20 protein-coding genes are annotated in these 21100 nt (G+C 65.6%); 9 read left to right on the top strand and 11 right to left on the bottom strand.

The features are described from left to right. Positions 1–37 precede the first annotated feature (37 nt). Positions 38–1447 carry a type I glutamate--ammonia ligase gene (glnA, locus tag AC3A6I_RS08690; protein WP_487543290.1) on the top strand — a complete coding sequence of 470 codons (1410 nt, stop codon included), beginning with the start codon at positions 38–40 and terminating at the stop codon, positions 1445–1447. Positions 1448–1517: 70 nt separating this feature from the next. Here the strand turns inward: glnA and AC3A6I_RS08685 are convergent, their stop codons facing one another. The 3 genes from AC3A6I_RS08685 to AC3A6I_RS08675 form a co-directional block, all read right to left on the bottom strand. Continuing rightward, entirely contained in the window at positions 1518–2663 is a 1146-nt protein-coding gene (locus AC3A6I_RS08685; RefSeq protein ID WP_487543289.1) for an epoxide hydrolase family protein, read from the bottom strand. 63 nt (positions 2664–2726) lie between these two features. Continuing rightward, the gene (locus tag AC3A6I_RS08680) at positions 2727–3380 is read right to left on the bottom strand and encodes a helix-turn-helix transcriptional regulator (RefSeq protein ID WP_487543288.1); all 654 of its coding nucleotides are present in this window, start codon (positions 3378–3380) and stop codon (positions 2727–2729) included. 87 nt (positions 3381–3467) lie between these two features. Continuing rightward, a complete protein-coding gene (locus AC3A6I_RS08675) occupies positions 3468–4076 on the bottom strand; it encodes a spermidine synthase (RefSeq protein WP_487543287.1) in 609 nt (202 codons plus the stop codon). 183 nt (positions 4077–4259) lie between these two features. On the opposite strand from AC3A6I_RS08675, the gene AC3A6I_RS08670 reads away from it, so the two are divergent. Beyond that, positions 4260–5246, top strand: coding sequence for a DUF808 domain-containing protein (locus AC3A6I_RS08670; RefSeq protein ID WP_487543286.1), 987 nt, complete (start codon positions 4260–4262; stop codon positions 5244–5246). A gap of 40 nt (positions 5247–5286) precedes the next feature. Here AC3A6I_RS08670 and AC3A6I_RS08665 read toward each other — a convergent pair whose 3' ends face one another. The 6 genes from AC3A6I_RS08665 to AC3A6I_RS08640 all read right to left on the bottom strand — a co-directional run bounded on the left by AC3A6I_RS08665 (position 5287) and on the right by AC3A6I_RS08640 (position 10673). Further along, entirely contained in the window at positions 5287–6183 is an 897-nt protein-coding gene (locus AC3A6I_RS08665) for a sulfotransferase domain-containing protein (RefSeq protein WP_487543285.1), read from the bottom strand. A 74-nt stretch (positions 6184–6257) separates the two neighbouring features. Next, on the bottom strand, positions 6258–6914 hold the full coding sequence (locus tag AC3A6I_RS08660) for a PilZ domain-containing protein (protein WP_487543284.1): 657 nt from the start codon (positions 6912–6914) through the stop codon (positions 6258–6260). A gap of 6 nt (positions 6915–6920) precedes the next feature. Further along, complete coding sequence (locus tag AC3A6I_RS08655; RefSeq protein WP_487543283.1) at positions 6921–7610, bottom strand: PilZ domain-containing protein; 690 nt, start codon at positions 7608–7610, stop codon at positions 6921–6923. 124 nt (positions 7611–7734) lie between these two features. Further along, positions 7735–9255 (bottom strand): ABC-F family ATP-binding cassette domain-containing protein, encoded by a 1521-nt coding sequence (locus AC3A6I_RS08650; RefSeq protein WP_487543282.1) that lies wholly within the window; start codon positions 9253–9255, stop codon positions 7735–7737. Positions 9256–9845: 590 nt separating this feature from the next. Next, positions 9846–10157 carry a hypothetical protein gene (locus AC3A6I_RS08645; RefSeq protein WP_487543281.1) on the bottom strand — a complete coding sequence of 104 codons (312 nt, stop codon included), beginning with the start codon at positions 10155–10157 and terminating at the stop codon, positions 9846–9848. A 102-nt stretch (positions 10158–10259) separates the two neighbouring features. Next, positions 10260–10673, bottom strand: a complete 414-nt coding sequence (locus tag AC3A6I_RS08640; protein ID WP_487543280.1) for a hypothetical protein — start codon at positions 10671–10673, stop codon at positions 10260–10262. Positions 10674–11080: 407 nt separating this feature from the next. On the opposite strand from AC3A6I_RS08640, the gene parE reads away from it, so the two are divergent. The 6 genes from parE (at position 11081) to accC (ending at position 18412) form a co-directional block, all read left to right on the top strand. Then, positions 11081–13102 carry a DNA topoisomerase IV subunit B gene (parE, locus tag AC3A6I_RS08635; RefSeq protein WP_487545004.1) on the top strand — a complete coding sequence of 674 codons (2022 nt, stop codon included), beginning with the start codon at positions 11081–11083 and terminating at the stop codon, positions 13100–13102. A 363-nt stretch (positions 13103–13465) separates the two neighbouring features. Continuing rightward, positions 13466–14830 (top strand): DEAD/DEAH box helicase, encoded by a 1365-nt coding sequence (locus tag AC3A6I_RS08630; protein WP_487543279.1) that lies wholly within the window; start codon positions 13466–13468, stop codon positions 14828–14830. Positions 14831–14957: 127 nt separating this feature from the next. Next, on the top strand, positions 14958–16010 hold the full coding sequence (locus AC3A6I_RS08625) for a GGDEF domain-containing protein (protein WP_487543278.1): 1053 nt from the start codon (positions 14958–14960) through the stop codon (positions 16008–16010). Between the two features lie 102 nt (positions 16011–16112). Next, entirely contained in the window at positions 16113–16547 is a 435-nt protein-coding gene (aroQ, locus tag AC3A6I_RS08620; protein ID WP_487543277.1) for a type II 3-dehydroquinate dehydratase, read from the top strand. A 10-nt stretch (positions 16548–16557) separates the two neighbouring features. After that, positions 16558–17058, top strand: a complete 501-nt coding sequence (gene accB, locus AC3A6I_RS08615; RefSeq protein WP_487543276.1) for an acetyl-CoA carboxylase biotin carboxyl carrier protein — start codon at positions 16558–16560, stop codon at positions 17056–17058. A gap of 7 nt (positions 17059–17065) precedes the next feature. Then, a complete protein-coding gene (gene accC, locus AC3A6I_RS08610) occupies positions 17066–18412 on the top strand; it encodes an acetyl-CoA carboxylase biotin carboxylase subunit (protein ID WP_487543275.1) in 1347 nt (448 codons plus the stop codon). Positions 18413–18610: 198 nt separating this feature from the next. Here accC and AC3A6I_RS08605 read toward each other — a convergent pair whose 3' ends face one another. Next, positions 18611–19576, bottom strand: a complete 966-nt coding sequence (locus tag AC3A6I_RS08605; protein ID WP_487543274.1) for an alpha/beta hydrolase — start codon at positions 19574–19576, stop codon at positions 18611–18613. 101 nt (positions 19577–19677) lie between these two features. On the opposite strand from AC3A6I_RS08605, the gene aat reads away from it, so the two are divergent. After that, positions 19678–20310: a leucyl/phenylalanyl-tRNA--protein transferase gene (gene aat, locus AC3A6I_RS08600; protein WP_487543273.1), complete on the top strand. Its 633-nt coding sequence runs from the start codon at positions 19678–19680 to the stop codon at positions 20308–20310. A 2-nt stretch (positions 20311–20312) separates the two neighbouring features. On the opposite strand, the gene AC3A6I_RS08595 is transcribed toward aat, so the two are convergent. Continuing rightward, entirely contained in the window at positions 20313–21098 is a 786-nt protein-coding gene (locus AC3A6I_RS08595) for an SDR family NAD(P)-dependent oxidoreductase (protein WP_487543272.1), read from the bottom strand. Between the last annotated feature and the right edge of the window lie 2 nt (positions 21099–21100).

The raw sequence follows: 21100 nt of genomic DNA, 5'->3' as shown, positions 1-21100 counted from the left end.
CTAGAACCATATCCAGACTTTTTAACAGGGGAACCTAATGACCACTGGAGCCGACATCCTCAAGAGGATCAAGGACGAGGACATCAAGTACGTCGATCTGCGCTTCACCGACCTGCGCGGCAAGCTGCAGCACGTGACTTTCGACCAGACCATGGTCGACGAGGACCTGTTCGAAGAAGGCACCATGTTCGACGGCTCGTCGATCGCCGGCTGGAAGGCCATCAACGAGTCCGACATGGTGCTGATGCCCGATCCGAACTCGGCCTACATGGACCCGTTCTTCGGCGCCTCGACCCTCGCCATCAACTGCGACATTCTCGAGCCGCTGACCTACCAGCCCTATAACCGCGACCCGCGCACCACGGCCAAGAAGGCCGAGGCCTACGTCAAGGAACTTGGCCTGGGCGACAGCGTCTATTTCGGCCCCGAGCCCGAGTTCTTCATCTTCGACGACGTCCGCTACTCGAACACCACCTACAAGGTGGGCTTCTCGGTGGATTCGACCGAACTGCCGACCAACAACGACACCGAGTACGAGTCGGGCAATACCGGCCACCATATCGGCCTCAAGAAGGGCTATTTCCCGGTTCCGCCGCTCGACAGCGCGCAGGACATGCGCGGTGAAATGCTCGCCGCCATGGGCGCCATGGGCGTGCCGATCGAGAAGCACCATCACGAGGTGGCTTCGGCCCAGCACGAGCTCGGCATGAAGTTTGCACCGATCATCGCCGCCGCCGACAACGTGCAGATCTACAAGTACGTGATCCAGCAGGTCGCCCAGGCCTACGGCAAGACCGCAACGTTCATGCCCAAGCCGGTCTATGGCGACAACGGCTCGGGCATGCACTGCCACCAGTCGATCTGGAAGGACGGCAAGCCGCTCTTCGCCGGCGACCAGTATGCAGGCCTGTCGATGGATGCCCTCTACTATATCGGTGGCATCATTAAGCACGCCAAGGCCATCAACGCCTTCACCAACCCGACCACCAACAGCTACAAGCGCCTGGTGCCGGGCTTCGAAGCCCCCGTGCTGCTCGCCTACTCGGCCCGCAACCGCTCCGCTTCGTGCCGCATCCCCTTCGGCCAGTCGCCGAAGGCCAAGCGCATCGAAGTCCGCTTCCCCGATCCGCTGGCGAACCCGTATCTCGGCTTTGCCGCCATGCTGATGGCCGGCGTCGACGGCATCAAGAACAAGATCCACCCAGGCGACCCGATGGACAAGGATTTGTACGAGCTGCCCAAGGAAGAACTCAGCCAGATCCCGACCGTCTGCGGCTCGCTGCGTGAAGCGCTCGAGTCCCTCGACAAGGACCGCGAGTTCCTCACCGCCGGCGGCGTGTTCGACAACGACCAGATCGACAGCTACATCGAGCTGAAGATGACGGAAGTGATCAAGTTCGAGCACACCCCGCACCCGGTCGAGTACGAGATGTACTACTCGGCCTAAGCGCTGGATCGATCGCAGGAATCGGAAAGGGCCCCGCACGGGGCCCTTTCTCTTTCGGGATGTCCGCATGTCACAGCCCGGCGAAGAATGCCCGCACGTCGCCGGTCCAGACCTCGGGCACCTCCAGCACCGCGTAGTGCCCGCCCACGTCGAACTCGGTCCAGCGCACGATGGTGTTGCTGGCCTCGCCGTAGCGGCGGATCGGCACTTCGTCGTAGCCGAACACCGCGACGCCGGTTGGCACACCGGAGTTGGCCTTGGGCGACCAGGCGTCCGGATCATGTGCATTCTCGTAGTAGAGCCGGATCGAGGACGCGGCCGTTCCCGTGAACCAGTAGATCATGAAGTTGGTGAGGAACCTGTCCATCGGCACGGCATCGACGCGGTCGCCGAAGCTGGTGAACAGCTCGCTGATCCAGGCGAGCAACCCCGCCGGCGAGTCCGAGATGCCGTACGCGAGGGCCTGCGGCCGGCTCGACTGCATGGCGTTAAAGCCAAAGTGCTCGGCCATGAAGCGCTGCACCCGCTGCAGCCGCACCTTCTCGCGGTCGTTGAACGTCGCGATCTCCTCGGGCTCGATCGGCCCCAACGGGATGAAGCCCATGGTCGCCGCATTGAGGTGGACGCCGATGATCCGGTCGGGCGCCAGCCGGCCGATCTCGGGTCCGATGATGGCGCCGGCATCGCCGCCCTGCACGCCGAAGCGCTCGTAGCCGAGCCGGCTCATCAGCTCGAGAAAGGCCCTGCTGATCCGCACGTTGTTCCAGCCGGCCTCACGGGTCGGTCCGGAGAAGCCGAAGCCAGGCAGCGACGGCACGACCACGTCGAATGCATCCTCGGCCTTGCCGCCATGCGCCACCGGGTCGGTCAGCGGCCCGATCACGTCGAGGAACTCGACGATCGAGCCCGGCCAGCCATGGATCAGCAGCAGCGGCTTGGCATTCGCCTCGCCCGACTTGACGTGGATGAAGTGGATATTCTGGCCGTCGATCTCGGTGGTGAACTGCGGCAGCCGGTTGATCGCCGCTTCCGTCGCGCGCCAGTCATAGCCGCCGAGCAGGCGGTCGATGGCACCCTGCACATAGGCGTTGGTCGGGCCCTGGTTGAAGCCGCGGGCATCGATCTCGCTCGGCATTACGGTGCGACGCAGGCGCTCCTCGAGGTCCTGCATCTGGGCAGCGGAGACGCCGATCTTGAAGGGGGTGATGGTGGCCATTTGGGTTGCTCCGGTCGGGGTTGCGTTGAAGACACCCCCTTCGTAGCCAACCCCCGCCGGCGATTATTGGAAGTTTCCGCCAACCTCGCTGGCTGCGGCGCGCACGATCTGCCTGGGCGTCTGTCCCATGATCGCCTTGAGCGAATTGATCATGTGCGCCTGGTCGGAAAAGCCTAGCGCCAGCGCCACCTCGACCGACGGCCGCCCCAGCTGCAGCAACCCCATCGCCTTCTGTGCCCGCTGCACCAGCGTGAAGTGCTTGTAGGTGAGCCCGGTCGTCTTGAGGAAATGCCGCTGCAGCGTGCGCTCCGACATCGCCTTCGGATGCCCATCGACCACCGAAGCCACCAGCTCGTTGTTGCCCACGATCCCGTCGCGCACGAGATGCTCGACGAACACGTCGGCATTCTCGAAGGTCGGGATCTCGCGCACATCGGTGCCGATCCAGAATCCGCCCGGCCCGAACCCTTCGAGCATCACGCCCTCGTCGCGCATCACCTCGCCCGGCATCAGCGGCATGAAGCTGTGCGGCTTGAACGAAATGACCAGCAGTTCGTCGCCGTCCTCGTGATCGAACCCGACCGGCCGCGTCGTCAGCCCGGTGCGCAGCACCTGCCGGTGCCCGTCGCGCTGGATGATGGCAATGTCCCAGCAGCCATCCGGCCGCATCGGCACCTGCCCTGCCCCGACAAAGCGGGTCGAGCTGATGCTCTCCACCAGTGGGGACTCGACGGGACGTGTCTGTACCAGGCTCGCCATGCCGGCACGATAGCAGCGAACCGGCCGCCACCAAAGCCAGGCGGCCTACTTCGTCGCCACCCAGACCACATGCCGCGCGCCCTTGCCGCCATGCGCCCGCGCCTTCAGTTCCTCGACCTTCATCCCCGATTGCCCGAGCCGCTTGGTGAACTGTGCGTCCGGCGCCACCGACCACACCGCCAGCATGCCGCCCGGCCGCAGCGCCGCCTTGGCCCTGGCGATCCCGGAATGGCTGTAGAGCGCATCGTTCCCCGGCCGCGACAGTCCCTCCGGACCATTGTCGACATCGAGCAGGATGGCGTCGAACTTGCCGGCATCACCGGCCATCACGGCGCCTACGTCACCCACCTTCAGCGTCAGCCGCGGATCGTCGAGGGTTTCGCCATGCAAGTGCGCCAGCGGTCCACGGGCCCACTTGCCGGCGATCTCCGGCACCAGTTCGGCCACCACGAGTTCCGCATCGGGCCGAAACCCTGCCAAAGCCGCCCGCAGCGTGAACCCCATGCCCAGGCCGCCGATCAGCACCCGCGCCTTGGCTCGCCCGCCGATGCGCTCGGCCGCGATCCGCGCCATCGCCTCCTCCGACCCGGCCTGCCGGCTGCTCATCAGCCCGATCGTACCGGCAAAGATCGTGAACTCGGTCCCACGCTGCATCAGTCGAAACTCTCCGCCGCCGGGCACGTTTGCACGGTCGAGTTCAATCCATGGCAGCACGGCGCTCTCCTCATTCGATCGCGGCACATCTAGCCTCACATGCGCGTTCAGCCCAGCCCCAAGAGTGCTTGCGCCAGCCGATGGGGCTGGCATGCTGATGGCCAAATAGAAAGAGATTCCCCAATGAGTGTCGGACTGCTCGGCCTGCTGGATGATGTGACCGCCCTCGCCAAGGTCGCTGCCGCCTCGATCGACGATGTCGCGGGCCAGGCGACCAAGGCCGGGCTCAAGGCCGCCGGCGCCGTTATTGACGACACGGCCGTTACCCCCAACTACGTCTCCGGCTTTTCCGCCGATCGCGAATTGCCGATCGTCTGGCGGATCGCCGTCGGCTCGATCCGCAACAAGCTGCTCATCCTGCTGCCGGCGGCGCTCGCGCTCAGCTTCTTCGCCCCCTGGATCATCACCCCGCTGCTGATGATCGGCGGCGCCTATCTCTGCTACGAAGGGGCCGAGAAGGTCTACGAAGCCTTTTTCCCGCACGCCGCCCATGAGCTCGAGGCCGATCTCGACCAGCCGGCCGACAACCCGAAATCGCTGGAGGAGGAGCGTGTCGCCGGCGCCATCCAGACCGATTTCATCCTCTCGGCCGAGATCATGACCATCGCGCTCGCCGCCCTGCCCGGCCTGCCCCTGTGGGAGCAGGCGCTGGTGCTCGTCGTCGTCGCCGTCGGCATCACCGCCCTCGTCTACGGCGCGGTGGCGCTCATCGTCAAAGCCGACGACATCGGCCTCGCCATGGCCCGCGGCGCCCGCACCGGCGCCGGCCGCGCCTTCGGCCGCGGCGTGCTCGTCGCGATGCCATGGGTCATGCAGACCCTCTCGGTCGTCGGTACGGCCGCCATGATCTGGGTCGGCGGCGGCATCGTCGTCCACGGCCTGGCGAGCTTCGGGCTGAGCCAGATCGAGCATGTCGTCGAGGCCTTTGCCCACGGCGCCGAGCAGCTGATCCCGGCCATTGCCGGCATCGCGGCGGAACTCGCCACCATCGCCGCCGATCTCGTGATCGGCCTCGTCCTCGGGCTTATCCTCATCCCGGTTGCCAAGTACTTGATCGCCCCGCTCTGGCACCTCGTCCGCGGGCTGCTGCCCAAGCGGGCGTCGTCGTGACACCGGAATGCGCCGCAGCTTCGTCGCTTGGGCACAAAACTCACCGAGCGCTGGCCAGCACCTCGTCGCGGGAGAGCCCGGCGAAATTCAGGGCGGTCTCGTCGAGATAGCCGAAGCGGTCCATGACCGGCCCATGCGCCAGCACGATCGCCCGGGCCTGCTCGGGCGTCAGCTTCTTGGTGAAGTCGTGCCGCGCCCCCACCCCAAAGAAGCGTTCCGATTGCTTCGACGGGTTCCGGAACTTGCCCGACTGTTCCAGGCTCTCGAGCCGATCGAGGCTCGTCTCGGCCACGGCAAGGCGGATCTCGTCCTCCGTCGCACCCAGCCCAAGATGCGACAGCACTCTGGCAAACTCGTTCTCGGGGCTGGCGACGAGATCTTCATAGCGGATCGTAACGACCCGCCCTCCGCTCAGATCGACCCAGCTGCGCACGTTGGTCGACCAACCGCCCCAGGGCTCGGGCATGCCGCCCTCGTGCCCGCTCGCGACGTAGAGCGGCTCATTCATCACCCGGATGGCGTGGTCGACCGAGTACGAAAAATGCTTGGCCAGTGACGGGGCGACATCCAGCGGATTGCGGAGGATGTAGACCGCGCCGCCGAACACGCTCTGGTCGAAGGTGGGATGCCCATAGGCCACGCCGTAGAAGGAATGCGTCTTGATGTAGGGTTGGCTATTCACCTGCCGTGCCAGCCACCGATGCAGTCGCGGCCGCAGTTCGGCGATCTCCGGCGGCGTCAGCTGATCCGGCGCCTTGTCCACGAACATCCTGGCGTAGGCAGGCGTCGTGTCCCACGGCAGGTGCTTCCCGATATCCCGAACGTCATCGGATGCCGGAACGACACCGCGCTGGCGGAGCAGCGACAGCAGCAGAAGACGCGTCCAGGTGTTGCCGGAGCGAGGATAGGACGCCAGGAATCGAAGCTTGCGGAGCATGCCAAAGCCTAGCAGCCGCCGCCGGTTCCATCCATCTACGAAACAGCCCGGTCAGCCCAGCCGCTCCCCCGCGGTCACGGATCGTCGCGCGTCTTCAGCGTTAGCTTCGCCTCGAGCTGGTCGAGCGGTTGCAGCTGGTTGAACTGCACGGCAAAGCCGGCCTCGAGATGGCGGACCACGCGCCCCGGCACCGCGCCGACGCCGGCGGATGTCCCCAACGGCGGCAGCACGTCGGCCGAGATCGCCACGCCCGACTGCGACATGTCTATGAGGAAGCAGTCGAAGCGCGCGTCATCGTCCAGCACCAGCCTGGCGCGCGTCTCGCGCGGCAGCAGGCGCTTGTGCTGGCGGCGATCGCTCACCGTCTTGAGGCTCTTGCGCTTCAGCCAGTCGATACGCGCGCCGAGCTGCGCCCGTTCAGCCTCGGTACACTCGAAACTCGCCGCAAAGCCGTCCGGCAGCACCCGCGTCACACGGCCCCGTACGATGCCAAGCCCATCGAGCGTCGCCGTAAAGCTGTCGCCCGGCTCGCCTGCCACCGGCGCGTTCAACACCGCCTCGAAGGCCGAAATGGACCGCGCGCGGCAGGCGAATACCTTCACCACGCCGGGCGTCTGCGCGCGGCGCGCCAGAACGTAGCTGCCCATCACGTCGCCGATGAAGCGCACATCGATGCGGTTCACATGTGTCGCTATGCCGTTGGCCGGCCCCTTCTGGGCTGCACTATCCATCAATACTCAGATTGCCTGTCTACTCGGTGGGATGACGACTTCGTAGCCCGCGACGAGCCGATCGGCATCGGCCGCCTCGAGTACGAGGTCGAAGGCGACCGCGAAGCCGCCGTCAAAGACGCGAACGACATGAGCCGGAACGCGGCCGACGGAAACGGCCTCGCCAGGAGCGGCCGGGTGATCGCTGCTCACCGCCGCGCCGGTGCGCGAGACATTGGCGAGCCGTGCATCGATCGTCGTGCCGTCCGAAAAGGTCACGGCCGTGCGTGCATCACGGGGCGTCGTGCGCATGAACTGGCGGTGGTCGCCCTCTAGCCGTCCGCCGCGCCGGCGCAGCAGCGACACCCAGGCGCCGAGCCGTTTCCGGGCGTCGTCGCGCAGCAGGGTGAAACACACGAAGCCGTCCTCGCGGATGTCCTCGATCTCGCAGCGTATCGGCCCGAAGCCGTCGAGCTCGATCCAGATATGCTCGCCCGCCTGGCCGTGCACGGCCGAGCGGACCACCATGGCCGAGGCGGACAGGCTCACAACCTCGCACGGTTCGACGCGCAGCCCACCGCCGCCTGGCGTGTAGGTGAAGGTGCCCGCAACGCCCCCGTCGTAGCGCAGTTCGGCGCGACGATCGGCCAGACGCTGCGCATATCCCCCATCCGGCTCCCGCATTGCCTCCGGCCCCAATCCGTTGGTGTGGAGCAAGACTAGGCTTCGACAGGTGAATCCATCGTTACTCGACTAGACGTAACTCAATATCTCGATACGCCGTTCAAGTAATGATATCGATTTCATTGCGTAACATGTGACGGAAGAGCGCAGATGTCATTCAACTTTCTTCCAACATCATCGTCTCGAAGAAATCCTCCGGCCCTTCGACCTCCTGCAGCCGGCGACCGACGATCTCGAGATAACGCGTGCCGACATTCCTGACGAAGCTGCGGTCGTGCGACACCAGCACTGCGGTGGCCCCATGCGCGAGGATTTCGCCTTCCAGCGCCTCGCGGCCCGGAATATCGACATGGTTGGTCGGCTCGTCCATCAGGTAGAGGTTCGGCGCCGTCAGCCGCAGTGCCAATAGCCCCAGCCGGGCCCGCTGCCCGAAACTGAGCTTGCCGATCGGCTGGCTCTGCTTCTCGATCACGAAGCCCGCCGCGGCCAGCAGGCTCCGCACCCGCGCATCGGTCTGGTCGAAGCGGGTCGAAATGAAGCTCTCCGGCGTCTCCCGCGTCGGCAGCTGCGACATGTCCTGGTCGGTATAGCCCAGCACCAGCGAGGGGGTGACGCGCACGCCCGGCAGCGCCTCGCCGGTCATCGCGCGGTGCAGCAGCTTCACCAGCTGCGTCTTGCCGGTCCCGTTCCGGCCGAGCAGCACGATGCGATCGCCCTGGAAGATGTGCAGTTTGTCGATCCGGAACAGCAGCCTGCCATCCGGTGTCGCCACATCGACATTCTCGAGCCCGACCAGGAGCTTGGCATGCGTGCCCGAATTGCCGAGCCGGATCTCGCCGGCCCGCTCCTTGTGCACCGGGCGCACCGCCTCCTCGATCCTGCTCGCCCGTTCGCGCAGCTGCTTGGTCTTCACCACCAGGAGGTCGCTGCCGGAGTTGATACCGATATTGTTGAGCTTGGCCGCCTGCTTCCTGAGCTTGGCCGCTTCCTTGAGATCGCGTTCGTTCTGCATCGCCTGCGACGCGTCCTCGCGCTCCAGCTCGTCTCGCGCGGCCGAATAGCTGAGCGGGAAATAGCGCGACGCCACCGGCCTCAAAAACAGCGTCCGGTTGGTCACCGCATCGAGGAAGTCGCGATCATGGCTCGCCACCACCAGCGGAATGTTGCGCGCCTCGCGGTTGAGCCAGGTCTCGAGCTTGAAGATCTTGGTGAGGTCGAGATGGTTGGTCGGCTCATCCATCAGCATGGCGTCGGGGTCGGTCACCCATACCCGCGCGATCAGCATCAGCCGCTGCCAGCCGCCACTCAGCTCGGAAACCAGCCGGTCCCGCATCTCATAGGGCGTATCGAAGCCGTCGAGCGCCACGTCGGCGCGCCAGGCATCGGTCTCGCGATCGGCCGGCGGCAACGCGTCGAGCACCGCGTCGCGCAGCGTCAGCGGCAGCAGTGCCCCCGGCACGTCCTGCTCGACATAGCCGATCCGAAGCCCGCGCGAGCGCACGATCTCGCCCGCGCTCGGCTCGGTCTCGCCGGCCATGATGCGCAGCAGCGTGGTCTTGCCCAGTCCGTTGCCGGCAACAAGCCCGACGCGGTCGCCGTCGGCGATGACGATGTTGAGGTCCGCGAACAGCGGCGCTGTCGCGATGGCGGAAATGGATTTGAGGCTGATGGAGGCCATCTGTCTGTCTCGAGTCTGCGGCGCGAGAGCGCCTTGCCGAACTGGGCTCGCGCGATGCGGAGCCGGTTTGGGCAGACCGTTAAGTGGAGACGAGACTGTCGTCCGGACCCTACCGGTCAGCCCTGCAACTGAAGCTGCAGGGCACAGACAGGGCCGCGACTGCGGTGCTGGTCATGACGAAAACCCACGGCGACCCTCCTTGCTGGTGTTGGCGGACAAATCCCAATGCACCCGGGCGCGCCGGAAATCAAGCGCTCACGCCAGGTAGAACAGCGCGGCGACGGCAGCAATGGCGATGGGACGGGGCAGAACGAGATGGGCAAGCCGGTACGCAGAACTTTTCAACCCGGCTTGCAGCCACCCGTTATGGCGTGGCGCCCGAAAACCGGCCTCAGGATACGCGAGGCCACCCTCGTTTCGGACGCGCATACGGCTACTCCACACACAAAACCGTATGCCCCTGAGATTAGCCGGGAGCGCTTAAGAAAGTGCTTCGAGAAAGCAAACGAAGTCTGAATCACCTGCTCCATAACAACGCGTGCACTGTCCCGTGTCGGCGCGTGCCGCATTGATTACACTGCATAATTTTCCTAGGCTGGGCGCCACTTCTTGCGCTCGAGGATGTTGCCGTTGCAGGTCGAGACCTCGAGCAGCCACTGCCAGCCATCCCTGGTGCCGCGCACCCGGATGCGGTGGTCGTTCTTCTGGTTGAGATAGATGTTGGTATAGCCCTTGTCGGCGATCACCTGGCGGATGCGATGGTCGGTCAGCTCGATGCAGATCGTCCGCCATCTGCCCCTGTCGAAATCGAAACCGAACATCGGCGGCGCGGCGACGGCCGGCAGGGTTGCGGCCGCGAGCATGAGCCCGAGCACGGTCGAGGTGAGGAAGTTGCGTTTCATCTGTTGTCTCCCGGCTGAATGCCGAAACGAAAATCCCGGCCACAAAGGGCCGGGATTTGGGCGGAAGCAAGGGGAGGAGGTCTCGCTCCCGTCCGTTGGAAATCAGAAGTTGAACTGGAAGCGCAGACCCGGGCGCCAGCGCTCGCGCAGACGCTCGACATTGGTGACGCGGCCGGTGCAGCGGTTGATGTCCATGGCATAGGTGCGACGGCCCCAATCGGCCACGACCTTCACGCGGACGCCGCGGCGATCGACGAAGCGGACATTGTCCCAGCCACGGCGCTGCAGGCCACGGCGGACTTCATTATTGGTCAGGCACTCGCGCTGGAAGCGGCGGCCGTCGCGGAAGCCATAGGCGAAATTGTTGCCGCCGCCCTGGATGCCGAACTCGAAGTTGAAGGACGGGCCGCCGGACTGGGCCTGGGCAGGCATGGCGCTAAACGCCGAGGCGCCGAGCGTGAGCGCAATCAGCGCCGCACGGCCGGTCTTCTTCATGCGGGAAAGGACTTGGGTCATTTTCGGGTCTCCTAGGTCGTCTGTCGTGGGTTCACCCCACTTGGGTAAGCTGGACCCTATGCTCCGCATCATTAACGGCCGCCTGATGGCCCGTTCATCTGCCGTTCATGTCGGTGGCGACACGGCGGCGGTTCAGCGGAAGCGGGTTACCGCGGGGCGAGGGTGAGATTGCCAGCATGCCCTCCGAGTGCGGCAGCTATCTCTGTAGAGGCAGCCGGCAATCTCGCTGCTGGTGATAGTCGATCGCCGCTGAACACTCACAAAACCGTGCGTTCACCTGCCGTTCACCCGATTGACAGCCCTGCGAGGGAGCCGTACGCGGAGCGCTTAACCCACCCTGCCCCGCACTTGTGCTAGAGCTTTGTGAGCGCCCGATTCGCGCTCCGACGGAGATTTCATTGGCGGCCATCGAAGACCTTTTCGGCGAGGACCCGACGCCCCAGGCCACCCCTCAGCCTGCGCCGAAACCGGCACGCGCCGTCGCTGCCGCCGCCGCGAACAACGTCGCCCACGCCAACACCTATTCCGCCGCCGATATCGAAGTCCTCGAAGGCCTCGAGCCGGTCCGTCGCCGCCCCGGCATGTATATCGGCGGCACCGACGCCAACGCGCTCCATCACCTGTTCGCCGAAGTCATCGACAACTCGATGGACGAGGCCATCGCCGGCCACGCCAGCCGCATCGAGGTGCACCTGGGCGAGGACGGTTTCCTGACCGTCACCGACAATGGCCGTGGCATTCCGGTCGAGCATCATCCGAAGTTCCCGGGCGTCTCGACGCTCGAGATCGTCATGACGCGCCTGCATGCCGGCGGTAAGTTCGACGGCAAGGCCTACGAGACCTCGGGCGGGCTCCACGGCGTCGGTGTTTCCGTGGTCAACGCGCTGTCCGACAGCCTCGTCACCGAGGTGGCGCGCGACCAGGTGCTCTATCGCCAGAGTTTCTCGCGCGGCAAGCCGCTCGGCGGCGTCGAGACGCTCGGCAAGGTGCAGAACCGCCGCGGCACCACGCAGCGTTTCCATCCCGACCCGCAGATCTTCGGCGAGCACAAATTTTCGGCCGCCCGCCTGTTCAAGATGACGCGCTCCAAGGCCTATCTGTTCGGGGGCGTCGAGATCCGCTGGAGCTGCGACGAGAGCCTCGCCAAGGACGACGTTCCGGCCAAGGCCACCTTCCACTTCCCCGGCGGCTTGAAGGACTTCCTCGCCAACCGCATCGAAGGCGAACCGCGCATCACCGAGGACATCTTCTCGGGCATAGTCGGCAAGCCCGGCAGCCACGGCGCCGTCGAGTGGGCCGTGGCCTGGTGCCTCGGTGACGGTTTCGTCAATTCCTACTGCAACACCGTGCCGACCGGCGATGGTGGCACGCACGAGCAGGGTCTGCGCGTCGCCCTGCTCCGCGGCCTGCGCAACTACGCCGAGCTCAGCGGCAACAAGCGTGCGGCGCAGCTCACCGCCGACGACGTGTTCGTCCAATGCTCGTCCATGCTCTCGGTGTTCATCCGCGAGCCGGAATTCGTGGGCCAGACCAAGGACAAGCTGAGCTCGCCCGAGGCGACCCGTATTGTCGACAAGGCGATTTCCGATGCCTTCGACCACTGGCTCGCCGCCTCGCCGAACCAGGCGACAAAACTGCTGGACTGGGCGATCGAGCGCGCCGAGGAACGCCTGCGGCGCAAAAAGGAAAAGGAAGTCGACCGCCAGTCGGCCACCCGCAAGCTGCGCCTTCCCGGCAAGCTCGCCGACTGCACCCAGTCGGCCGCCCAGGGCGCCGAGTTATTCATCGTCGAAGGCGACTCGGCGGGCGGCAGCGCCAAATCGGCGCGGGACCGGACCAGCCAGGCGGTCCTCCCGCTGCGCGGAAAAATCCTCAACGTTGCCGGCCTCAGCCGCGACAAGATCCAGGCCAGCCAGGCCATCGCCGACCTGATCCAGGCGCTCGGCTGCGGCACCCGCGAGCGCTATCGCGACGACGATCTCAGGTATGACAAGATCATCCTGATGACCGACGCCGACGTCGACGGCGCCCACATCGCCTCGCTGCTGATGACCTTCTTCTTCCAGGAGATGCCCAAGCTCATCGAGGGTGGCCACCTCTACCTCGCCATGCCGCCGCTCTACCGCATCACGCTCGGCCCCAAGGTCGCCTACGCGATGAACGACGCCCACCGCGACCAGATCCTCGACACCGAGTTCAAGGGTAAGAAGCCCGACATCACCCGGTTTAAGGGCCTTGGCGAAATGCCCTATGTCCACCTGCGCGAAACCACGATGGACAAGAAGACCCGCTCCATGCTGCAGGTCCGCGTCCGCGAGGACTTCGACGAGACCAAGACCACCGTCGACCGCCTGATGGGCAACCGCCCCGAAGCCCGCTTCGAGTTCATCCAGGAAAACGCCGCCTTCGTGACCGATCTGGATATCTGAGGTCGGACGTTCGACTCTCGCTCCCGCGCGAGGCTGGCGGCTCTGATGGTGACACCGTGCTGCTCGCGCTCGCGGAGCGCCCGGCAGCTATGCGAAATACTGCCGGGCAACTTGAGCGCGACATAGTCGCCAATCATCATTGCTCCGAATTAATCAAACCCCCGCGAATCCCGTTGACTCGCAAGGGGTTTGCACTATGTTCCGGCCCGCGTCGCGCACGCCCCCCGGACAGGGCGGAGTCCGGACCGCTTGTTGTCGGCGAGGCCTGACCATCGGCTGTATTTCGCGACTTAATGTCGACCCGCACCTTCTCAAGTAGCTGCCCGTCGACCAGCCTCTATCTGACTTGAGCGGACCACTGATTTGGCAAATGACTTTTCCGGGCTCGGCCTTTCCGCCAAGGTGATCGATGCGGTCGCGGCTGCCGGTTACACCAAGCCCACCGACATCCAGGCCCAGGCCATCCCGCACGTCCTTGAAAAAAAGGACATTATCGGCATTGCGCAGACCGGCACCGGCAAGACGGCATCCTTCGTGCTGCCCATGCTCACCCTGCTCGAAAGCGGCCGCGCACGGGCGCGCATGCCGCGCACGCTGATCCTCGAGCCGACGCGCGAGCTCGCCGCGCAGGTCGCCGAGAACTTCGAAAAGTATGGCAAGAACCACAAGCTCAACGTCGCGCTGCTGATCGGCGGCGTCTCCTTCGAGGACCAGAACAAGGTCCTAGACCGGGGCGCCGACGTGCTGATCGCCACGCCCGGCCGCATGCTCGACCAGTTCGAGCGTGGCCGCATCCTGCTCACCGGCGTCGACATCCTCGTCATCGACGAGGCCGACCGCATGCTCGACATGGGCTTCATCCCCGACATCGAGCGCATCTGTGGCCTCCTGCCGCCGCGCCGGCAGACTCTGTTCTTCTCGGCCACCATGCCGCCCGAGATTCAGCGTCTCACCACCCGCTTCCTGCGCGATCCGATCAAGATCGAAGTCGCCCGCCAGAACTCGACCGCCGAAACCATCGAGCAGCGCCTCGTGCGCGTCTCCAACAAGCCCGAGGAAAAGCGCGCCGCACTGCGCGCCCTGATCCGCGCCGAAGTCGGCCTCAAGAACGCGATCATCTTCTCCAATCGCAAGCGCGACGTGGCGACGCTCGCCCGCTCGCTCGAGCGCCACGGCTTTTCCGCCGGCGGCCTCCACGGCGACATGGACCAGAAGTCCCGCATGGAAACGCTCGATGCGTTCAAGACCGACAAGCTGCAGCTGCTGGTCGCATCGGACGTCGCGGCCCGCGGCCTCGACATCCCGGCAGTGAGCCACGTCTTCAACTTCGACGTGCCTACCCATGCCGAAGATTACGTGCATCGCATTGGCCGCACCGGTCGTGCCGGTCGCTCTGGCGTGGCCGTCACTCTCGCCGCCCCTTCGGATGGCAAGTATATCGATGCCATCACCAAGCTGATCCACAAGGACATTCCCGAGGCCGGCTTGCCTGGCGATGCCGCACCGGCCAAGCGCTCCGAATCCGCCGCTCCAGTTCGCGAAAAACCCGAGGGCGGCCGCCGCCGTCGCGCCGATCGCGAGCCGCGTGAAGAGTCGAGCCCGGCTCCGAACCGGCGCGAAGACTCCAGCCGCCCGCCGCGTCAGCGCGACCAGCATATCGAAGGCATCGTCGTTGATTCACCCTTCGGGGCCGATGGTCCGATTCCGGCTTTTCTGTTGAGGAAATAGACGCCGTAACGGAAATACCTCGACCGTGAGGTAAAATGGCCGACGCGCCATGCGTTTTTACGCACTATTAATGCCGAAGATCAGAGAATGACCTCCGATCAATAGAGGCGCTGCGGTCGGGGGAACTGTGTCGGAGCAGGAATTCAAGCGCGCCCTGGGCTATGCCCAAGCGGCTATGGACGTGCTCACACGGGCCACCATTCCTCCCTATCCGCAATTCTATGAGCTGCTCTACACCTATGTGACCGGGGTCAACGCGGCGCTGAACAGCCGCATCAACGAAATCCTGCGGGCCGGCCTGCCCACGGCCGATATGGCGGAGCGGCTCTACAACGAGTTCCTGAAATCGCAGGATGTGCACGAGCGGCTGTCGGGCGTCTCCGAGCGCGTCTCGCAGCGTATGGTTGCCATCCACGAAGCCATCGACACCACCATGACCACGGCGAGCGCGTATTCGGCCTCGCTGCAGATGGCGAGCGGCGACCTCGGCGCGGCCGATTTCGACGCGACCCGCCTGCGCCAGATCGCCGACATGCTGCTGGCCGAGACGCGCCGCATGCAGGTGTCGAACCATCAGCTCGAGCTCAGCCTCGCCGCCTCGCGCGACGACATCGAGGCTTTGCAACGCGACCTCGAGGACGTCCGCCGCGAGGCCCTGCTCGATCCGCTCACCAAGGTCTATAACCGCAAGGCCTTCGACGACGGTATCGCGCGCCTGCTGCGCGAAACCCTGGATACCGGCGAGTCGCTGTGCCTGATGCTGATCGACATCGATCATTTCAAGCGCTTCAACGACACCTGGGGCCACCAGACCGGAGATCAGGTGCTGCGCCTCGTCGCCATGACGCTCAAATCCAACATCAAGGGCCGCGACCTCGCGGCGCGCTACGGCGGCGAGGAGTTCGTCGCCATCCTGCCGGCCACCGATCTCGACGGCGCCGTGACACTGGCCGATCACATCCGGCGCGCCATCCAGGCCAAGGAACTGCTCAAGCGCTCGACCAACGAGAAGCTGGGCCGCGTCACCGCGTCCTTCGGTGTGGCGCTGCACCGTAGCGGCGATACGACCTCCTCGCTAATCGAGCGGGCCGACCGCTGCCTCTACGCGGCCAAGCATCGCGGCCGCAACATGGTGGTCAACGAGCGCCAGCTCGCCGACAACGCCACCGCGGCGGCCTGACCCTCTCCCCACAGCCCCACGCGCCGCAAATCCGCCCTTTTTCGTGCATTATTCCGCGCCGCGCTTGCGCCCGCAGGGGGCCCGGTGCAAAAGGCACGGACCATGGCTCACCGCGTTCTCGTCCTCAACGGCCCGAACCTCAACATGCTCGGCACCCGCGAGCCTCAGACCTATGGGTCCGAGACCCTTGCCGACATCGAAAAGGCCACCATTGCCGAGGGCCAGGCGCTCGGCCTCGAAGTCACTTGCCGGCAGTCCAACCATGAGGGCGAGCTCGTTACCTGGATCCAGCAGGCGCTGGGCCAGTTCGAAGCCATCGTCATCAATCCCGGCGCCTATTCGCACACCTCGATCGCCATCCACGACGCCTTCCGCGCCGTGTCGCTTCCGGTGATCGAAGTCCACCTATCGAACATCTACACCCGTGAGGCGTTCCGCCATCACTCCTACGTTTCGCCGGTGGCGATGGGGGTGATTTGCGGTCTGGGCGCCACCGGATATAGGCTGGCCCTCCGCGCACTGGCCGAAAAACTATAAGAGGCAGAACATGACCAAGGCGTCCTCCCCGAATGCCGATCAGGACCTGATCGAGGCCATCGCGAAGCTCCTCAACGAGCAGAACCTCGCCGAGATCGAGATCGAGCGCGAGGACCTGCGTGTCCGCGTCACCCGCAGCTACGCCACCCAGGCGGTGCAGCAGGTTTCGGTCCCGGCCTACGCACCGGCCGCGCCCGCGCCGGCCCACGCGGCCTCCACCGTGCCCGCCGGCGCCGCTGCCGGCGCAGCGCCCGCCGCCGACGACCTCGCCTCCAACCCGGGCACGCTGACCTCGCCCATGGTCGGCACTGCCTACCTGTCGCCCGAGCCGGGCAAGCCGACCTTTGTCAGCGTCGGCGCCAAGGTGTCCGAGGGCCAGACCGTCCTCATCGTCGAGGCGATGAAGACCATGAACCAGATCCCGGCGCACCGCTCCGGCACCGTCACCCGCATCCTCGTCGAGGACGCCGCCCCGGTCGAATACGGCCAGCCGCTCGTCGTCATCGAGTAACACGGCGATGTTCCAGAAAGTCCTCATCGCCAATCGCGGCGAGATCGCGCTCCGCATCCTTCGGGCGTGCAAGGAGCTCGGCATCTCGACGGTTGCCGTCCACTCGACCGCCGATTCCAACGCCATGCATGTGCGCCTCGCCGACGAGAGCGTCTGCATCGGCCCGCCGCCTGCCAAGGACAGCTATCTCAACATCCCGTCGATCATGGCGGCTTGCGAGATCACCGGCGCCGACGCCGTGCACCCGGGCTACGGCTTCCTCAGCGAGAATGCGCGTTTCGCCCGCATCCTCTCCGAGCACAAGATCACCTTCATCGGCCCCTCGTCGCACCATATCGAGATCATGGGCGACAAGATCACCGCCAAGAAGACCGCTGTCGAGCTCGGCATCCCGGTGGTTCCGGGCTCCGCCGGCGAGGTGAAGACCGAGGACGAGGCGAAGTCGACCGCCGCCGAGATCGGCTATCCCGTGCTGATCAAGGCCACCGCCGGCGGTGGCGGTCGCGGCATGAAGGTCGCCCACACCGAGGCCGATCTGCTGCTCGCCTGGTCGACCGCTCGCACCGAGGCCAAGGCGGCCTTCGGCAACGAGTCGGTCTATATGGAAAAATATCTCGGCCAGCCCCGGCATATCGAAGTGCAGGTGCTGGGCGATGGCCAGGGCAACGCCGTTCACCTCGGCACGCGCGACTGCTCGCTGCAGCGCCGCCACCAGAAGGTGTGGGAAGAAGCCCCGGCCCCGACCGTGCCGCTCAACGAGCAGCTCGAGATCGGCGAAGTCTGCGCCGCCGCCATGCGCAAGCTGAAATACTCGGGCGCCGGGACGATCGAGTTCCTGTACGAGAACGGCAAGTTCTACTTCATCGAGATGAACACGCGCCTGCAGGTCGAGCACCCGGTCACCGAGCGCATCACCGGCATCGACATCGTCTACGAGCAGATCCGCGTCGCCTCGGGCGAAAAGCTGAGCATCAAGCAGGAAGACGTCGCCTTCACCGGCCACGCCATCGAAGTGCGCATCAACGCCGAGGACCCGCAGACTTTTGCGCCCTCGCCCGGCAAGATCGCCTTCTACCACCCGGCCGGTGGCGTCGGCGTGCGCGTCGATAGCGCCGTCTACCAGGGCTACTCGATCCCGCCCTACTACGACTCGCTCATCGGCAAGCTCATCGTCTATGGCCGCACTCGCAACGAGTGCCTGCAGCGCCTCCGCCGCGCCGTGGACGAGTTCGTCGTCGACGGGGTCAAGACCACCCTGCCTCTGTTCCAGCGCCTGATCCAGAACCAGGACATCGCCGGCGCGCAGTATGACATCCACTGGCTGGAAAAATTCCTCAAGGACAACAAGGCCTGAGCGGCGTTTCCTGTGGTTAACGCAGTCTGAACGGGCAACCCACCGTCCGTTCAGGCGTTGGCTGGCATGCTCCAATCCGAACCCGGAGTAAACCGATGCCGCACATGTTCGATCTTCTCGACGCCGCCATCTTCCTCGCCCCGCTGCTCGTCGCAGCTGCGATCCTTCCCGCGCTGATCAATCGCGCCATCCACTGAGCTATTGCGGCGCAGCGGCAAGCGTCTGCAGCCAGCCGCCCATTTCCTCGCGATAGCGCGCCGGATTTTCCTTGAACGACAGCAGGTGGTTGGCGCCCGTCCTCAGATAGGTGATCGGCCCCACGCGCTCCGCCACCAGCCGGTCGCTGAGCGTAATCGGCACCAGTCCGTCCTCCGTGCCATGCGCAAGGAACACCGGTCCCGGAAATTTCGCCACCGCCTCGAGGCTCACGGCCTGGCTGAGCCTTGCGCGCCGGTAGAGATCGAACACCGCAATCCCCGCCGCCGCCAGCGTTCGCGCAAAGGGCAGCGCCCGCGCTCCGAGCTTGTCCGCCACCACCTCGTTGAAATCGAGCGCCGGCGCATCCAGCGCCAGCGCCACTACCGTGTCCGCTTGCTCCGAATGCATCAGGAACTGCCCGGTGATGCCCCCACCCATGGATTCGGCCGCGATGATGACTGCCGGTGCCCCCCGGTCCAGCGTCCAGCTGACCGCCGCATCGAGATCGCGCCACTCGGTCGTGCCGAAGGCGTGCAGCGGGTTATTGGGCTCCGCCGGCGCACCGCGATCGTTGCGGTAGGTGATCATCAGCGTCGGGATACCGGCGTCATGAAGGATCGACAGTTGCCGGTAGCCGTTCTCGCGCACCCCGCCGATACCATGCACATAGATGGCCCACGGGCCCGTCATCTTCGCCGCCGGCACAAACCAGGCCTCGGCTGGCCCGAGCTCGGTCTCGACGCTTACCGTCTCGAACTCCAACCCCAGCGCCACCTTCGGGTCGCCGAAGAAGCCGAGTTCGAAGGGGTCGGTCGGCGGGTTGGGGTTGTTGTAGCCGGCCCAGTCGACGCTGCCGGGCGTCAGGAGATGATTGAGCAGCGCCGAGGTCAGCACCGCACCGGCCAGCACGTAAAGCCCTGCGACCACCACAACGGCGATGCCGATCCGTCGCAGCCACCTGCCCATGGGCGCCCCTTCCTGCTGTTCGCGAAGACTTGCGCATCGCCGCCTGTGCATGCAAGCCCCCGCCGGTTGTGCGCCGCCCCTGCCCGGCCCATATTCCAGCCATGTCGCGCAAGACCGACCCTTTCGCCATCGACCTCACGCCCGAACTGATCGTCCGCGCCTATCAGGCCGGCATCTTCCCCATGGCCGAGGACGCAGGCTCGCCCGATCTGTTCTGGGTCAGCCCGCAAAAGCGCGGCATCATCCCGCTCGACGCCTTCCACATTTCGCGCAGCCTGAAAAAGACTCTGCGCACCCATCCCTACCAGGTGAAGGTCGATGCCGATTTCCCCGCCGTCATCGAGGGCTGCGCCACCGCGGGAGTCGATCGCGACACCACCTGGATCAACCCCGAGATCCGCCGCCTCTACGGCGCGCTGTTCGATCGCGGCATGGTGCACACCGTGGAAGTCTGGGATGGTACCCATCTTGTCGGCGGCCTCTACGGCGTCTCACTCGGCGGCGCCTTTTTCGGCGAATCGATGTTCCACCGCAAGACCGATTGCTCCAAGATCGCCATGGCGCACCTGCTGCACCGGCTCGTCGCCGGCGGCTACCGGCTGCTCGATACACAGTTCGTGACTGATCACCTGAAGACCTTTGGCGGCATCGAGATCCCGCGCGAGGACTACGAAGCCCGCCTCGCCGACGCCCTTCGCCACCAGGCGGATTTCTTCGCTCTCGACCGAGCCTGAGCTCAGTCCATCTGCGCCCCACCGGTGGCATTGAGCACTGTCGCCGTCATCCCGCTCGCGAGGTCGGAGGCGGCCAGCACTACGGCATCGGCGATCCCGGCCAGCGGCGTGAGCCGCCGCAAAGGCGTCCCGAGCCCTGCCTTGCGCTCGAACTCCGCCAGCGAAATTCCCTCGGCCGCGGCATGGATCTTGAACGCTTCCCGCACCCCCGGCGCATCGGGTGAACCCGGCGAGCGCACGCATACGCACCGTACCCCGCGCGGCCCGTTCTCGACCGCCAGGTGCCGAATGAAATGCTCGACCGCCCCCGTCGCCACCCCGAAGCCGCCCATCACCTCATAGGCCTCGCGCGCCGCATTGGCCGAGATGCCGACGATCACCCCGCCACCATTGGCCGCCATGTGCCGCGCATTGGCCGTGCCGGTCGAAAACCAGGTCTGCATCGCCGTGATGATCGGCGCGATGAACTTTTCCCGCGACGTGTCGGTCAGCGGCGCGCCCTGCGTGTCGTCGAGCCCCACGGCGTTGAACATGATCTTCACCGGTCCGGCCTTTGCCGCGATCTCCTGCAGATGCGCCTCCACCGCCCGGTGATCTGTGGCATCCACCGGCGCCGCCTCGGCGCGGCCGCCCAGGGCCTTCACTTCACCGGCCACCCGCTCCAGCCCGTCGCGATTGCGCGCCGCGAGAAATACGAGCGCGCCTTCCCGCGCAAAGGCCCTGGCCACGGCGCTACCTACCGCGCCCGAGCCGCCATAGATCACCGCCGTCCTGTCCCCGAGCAGCATGG

The organism is Devosia sp. Soil_C_22 (genome assembly GCF_057657195.1).
Note: the sequence above shows the minus strand (reverse complement) of the source record. Positions and strands in the feature narration are given on the sequence as shown.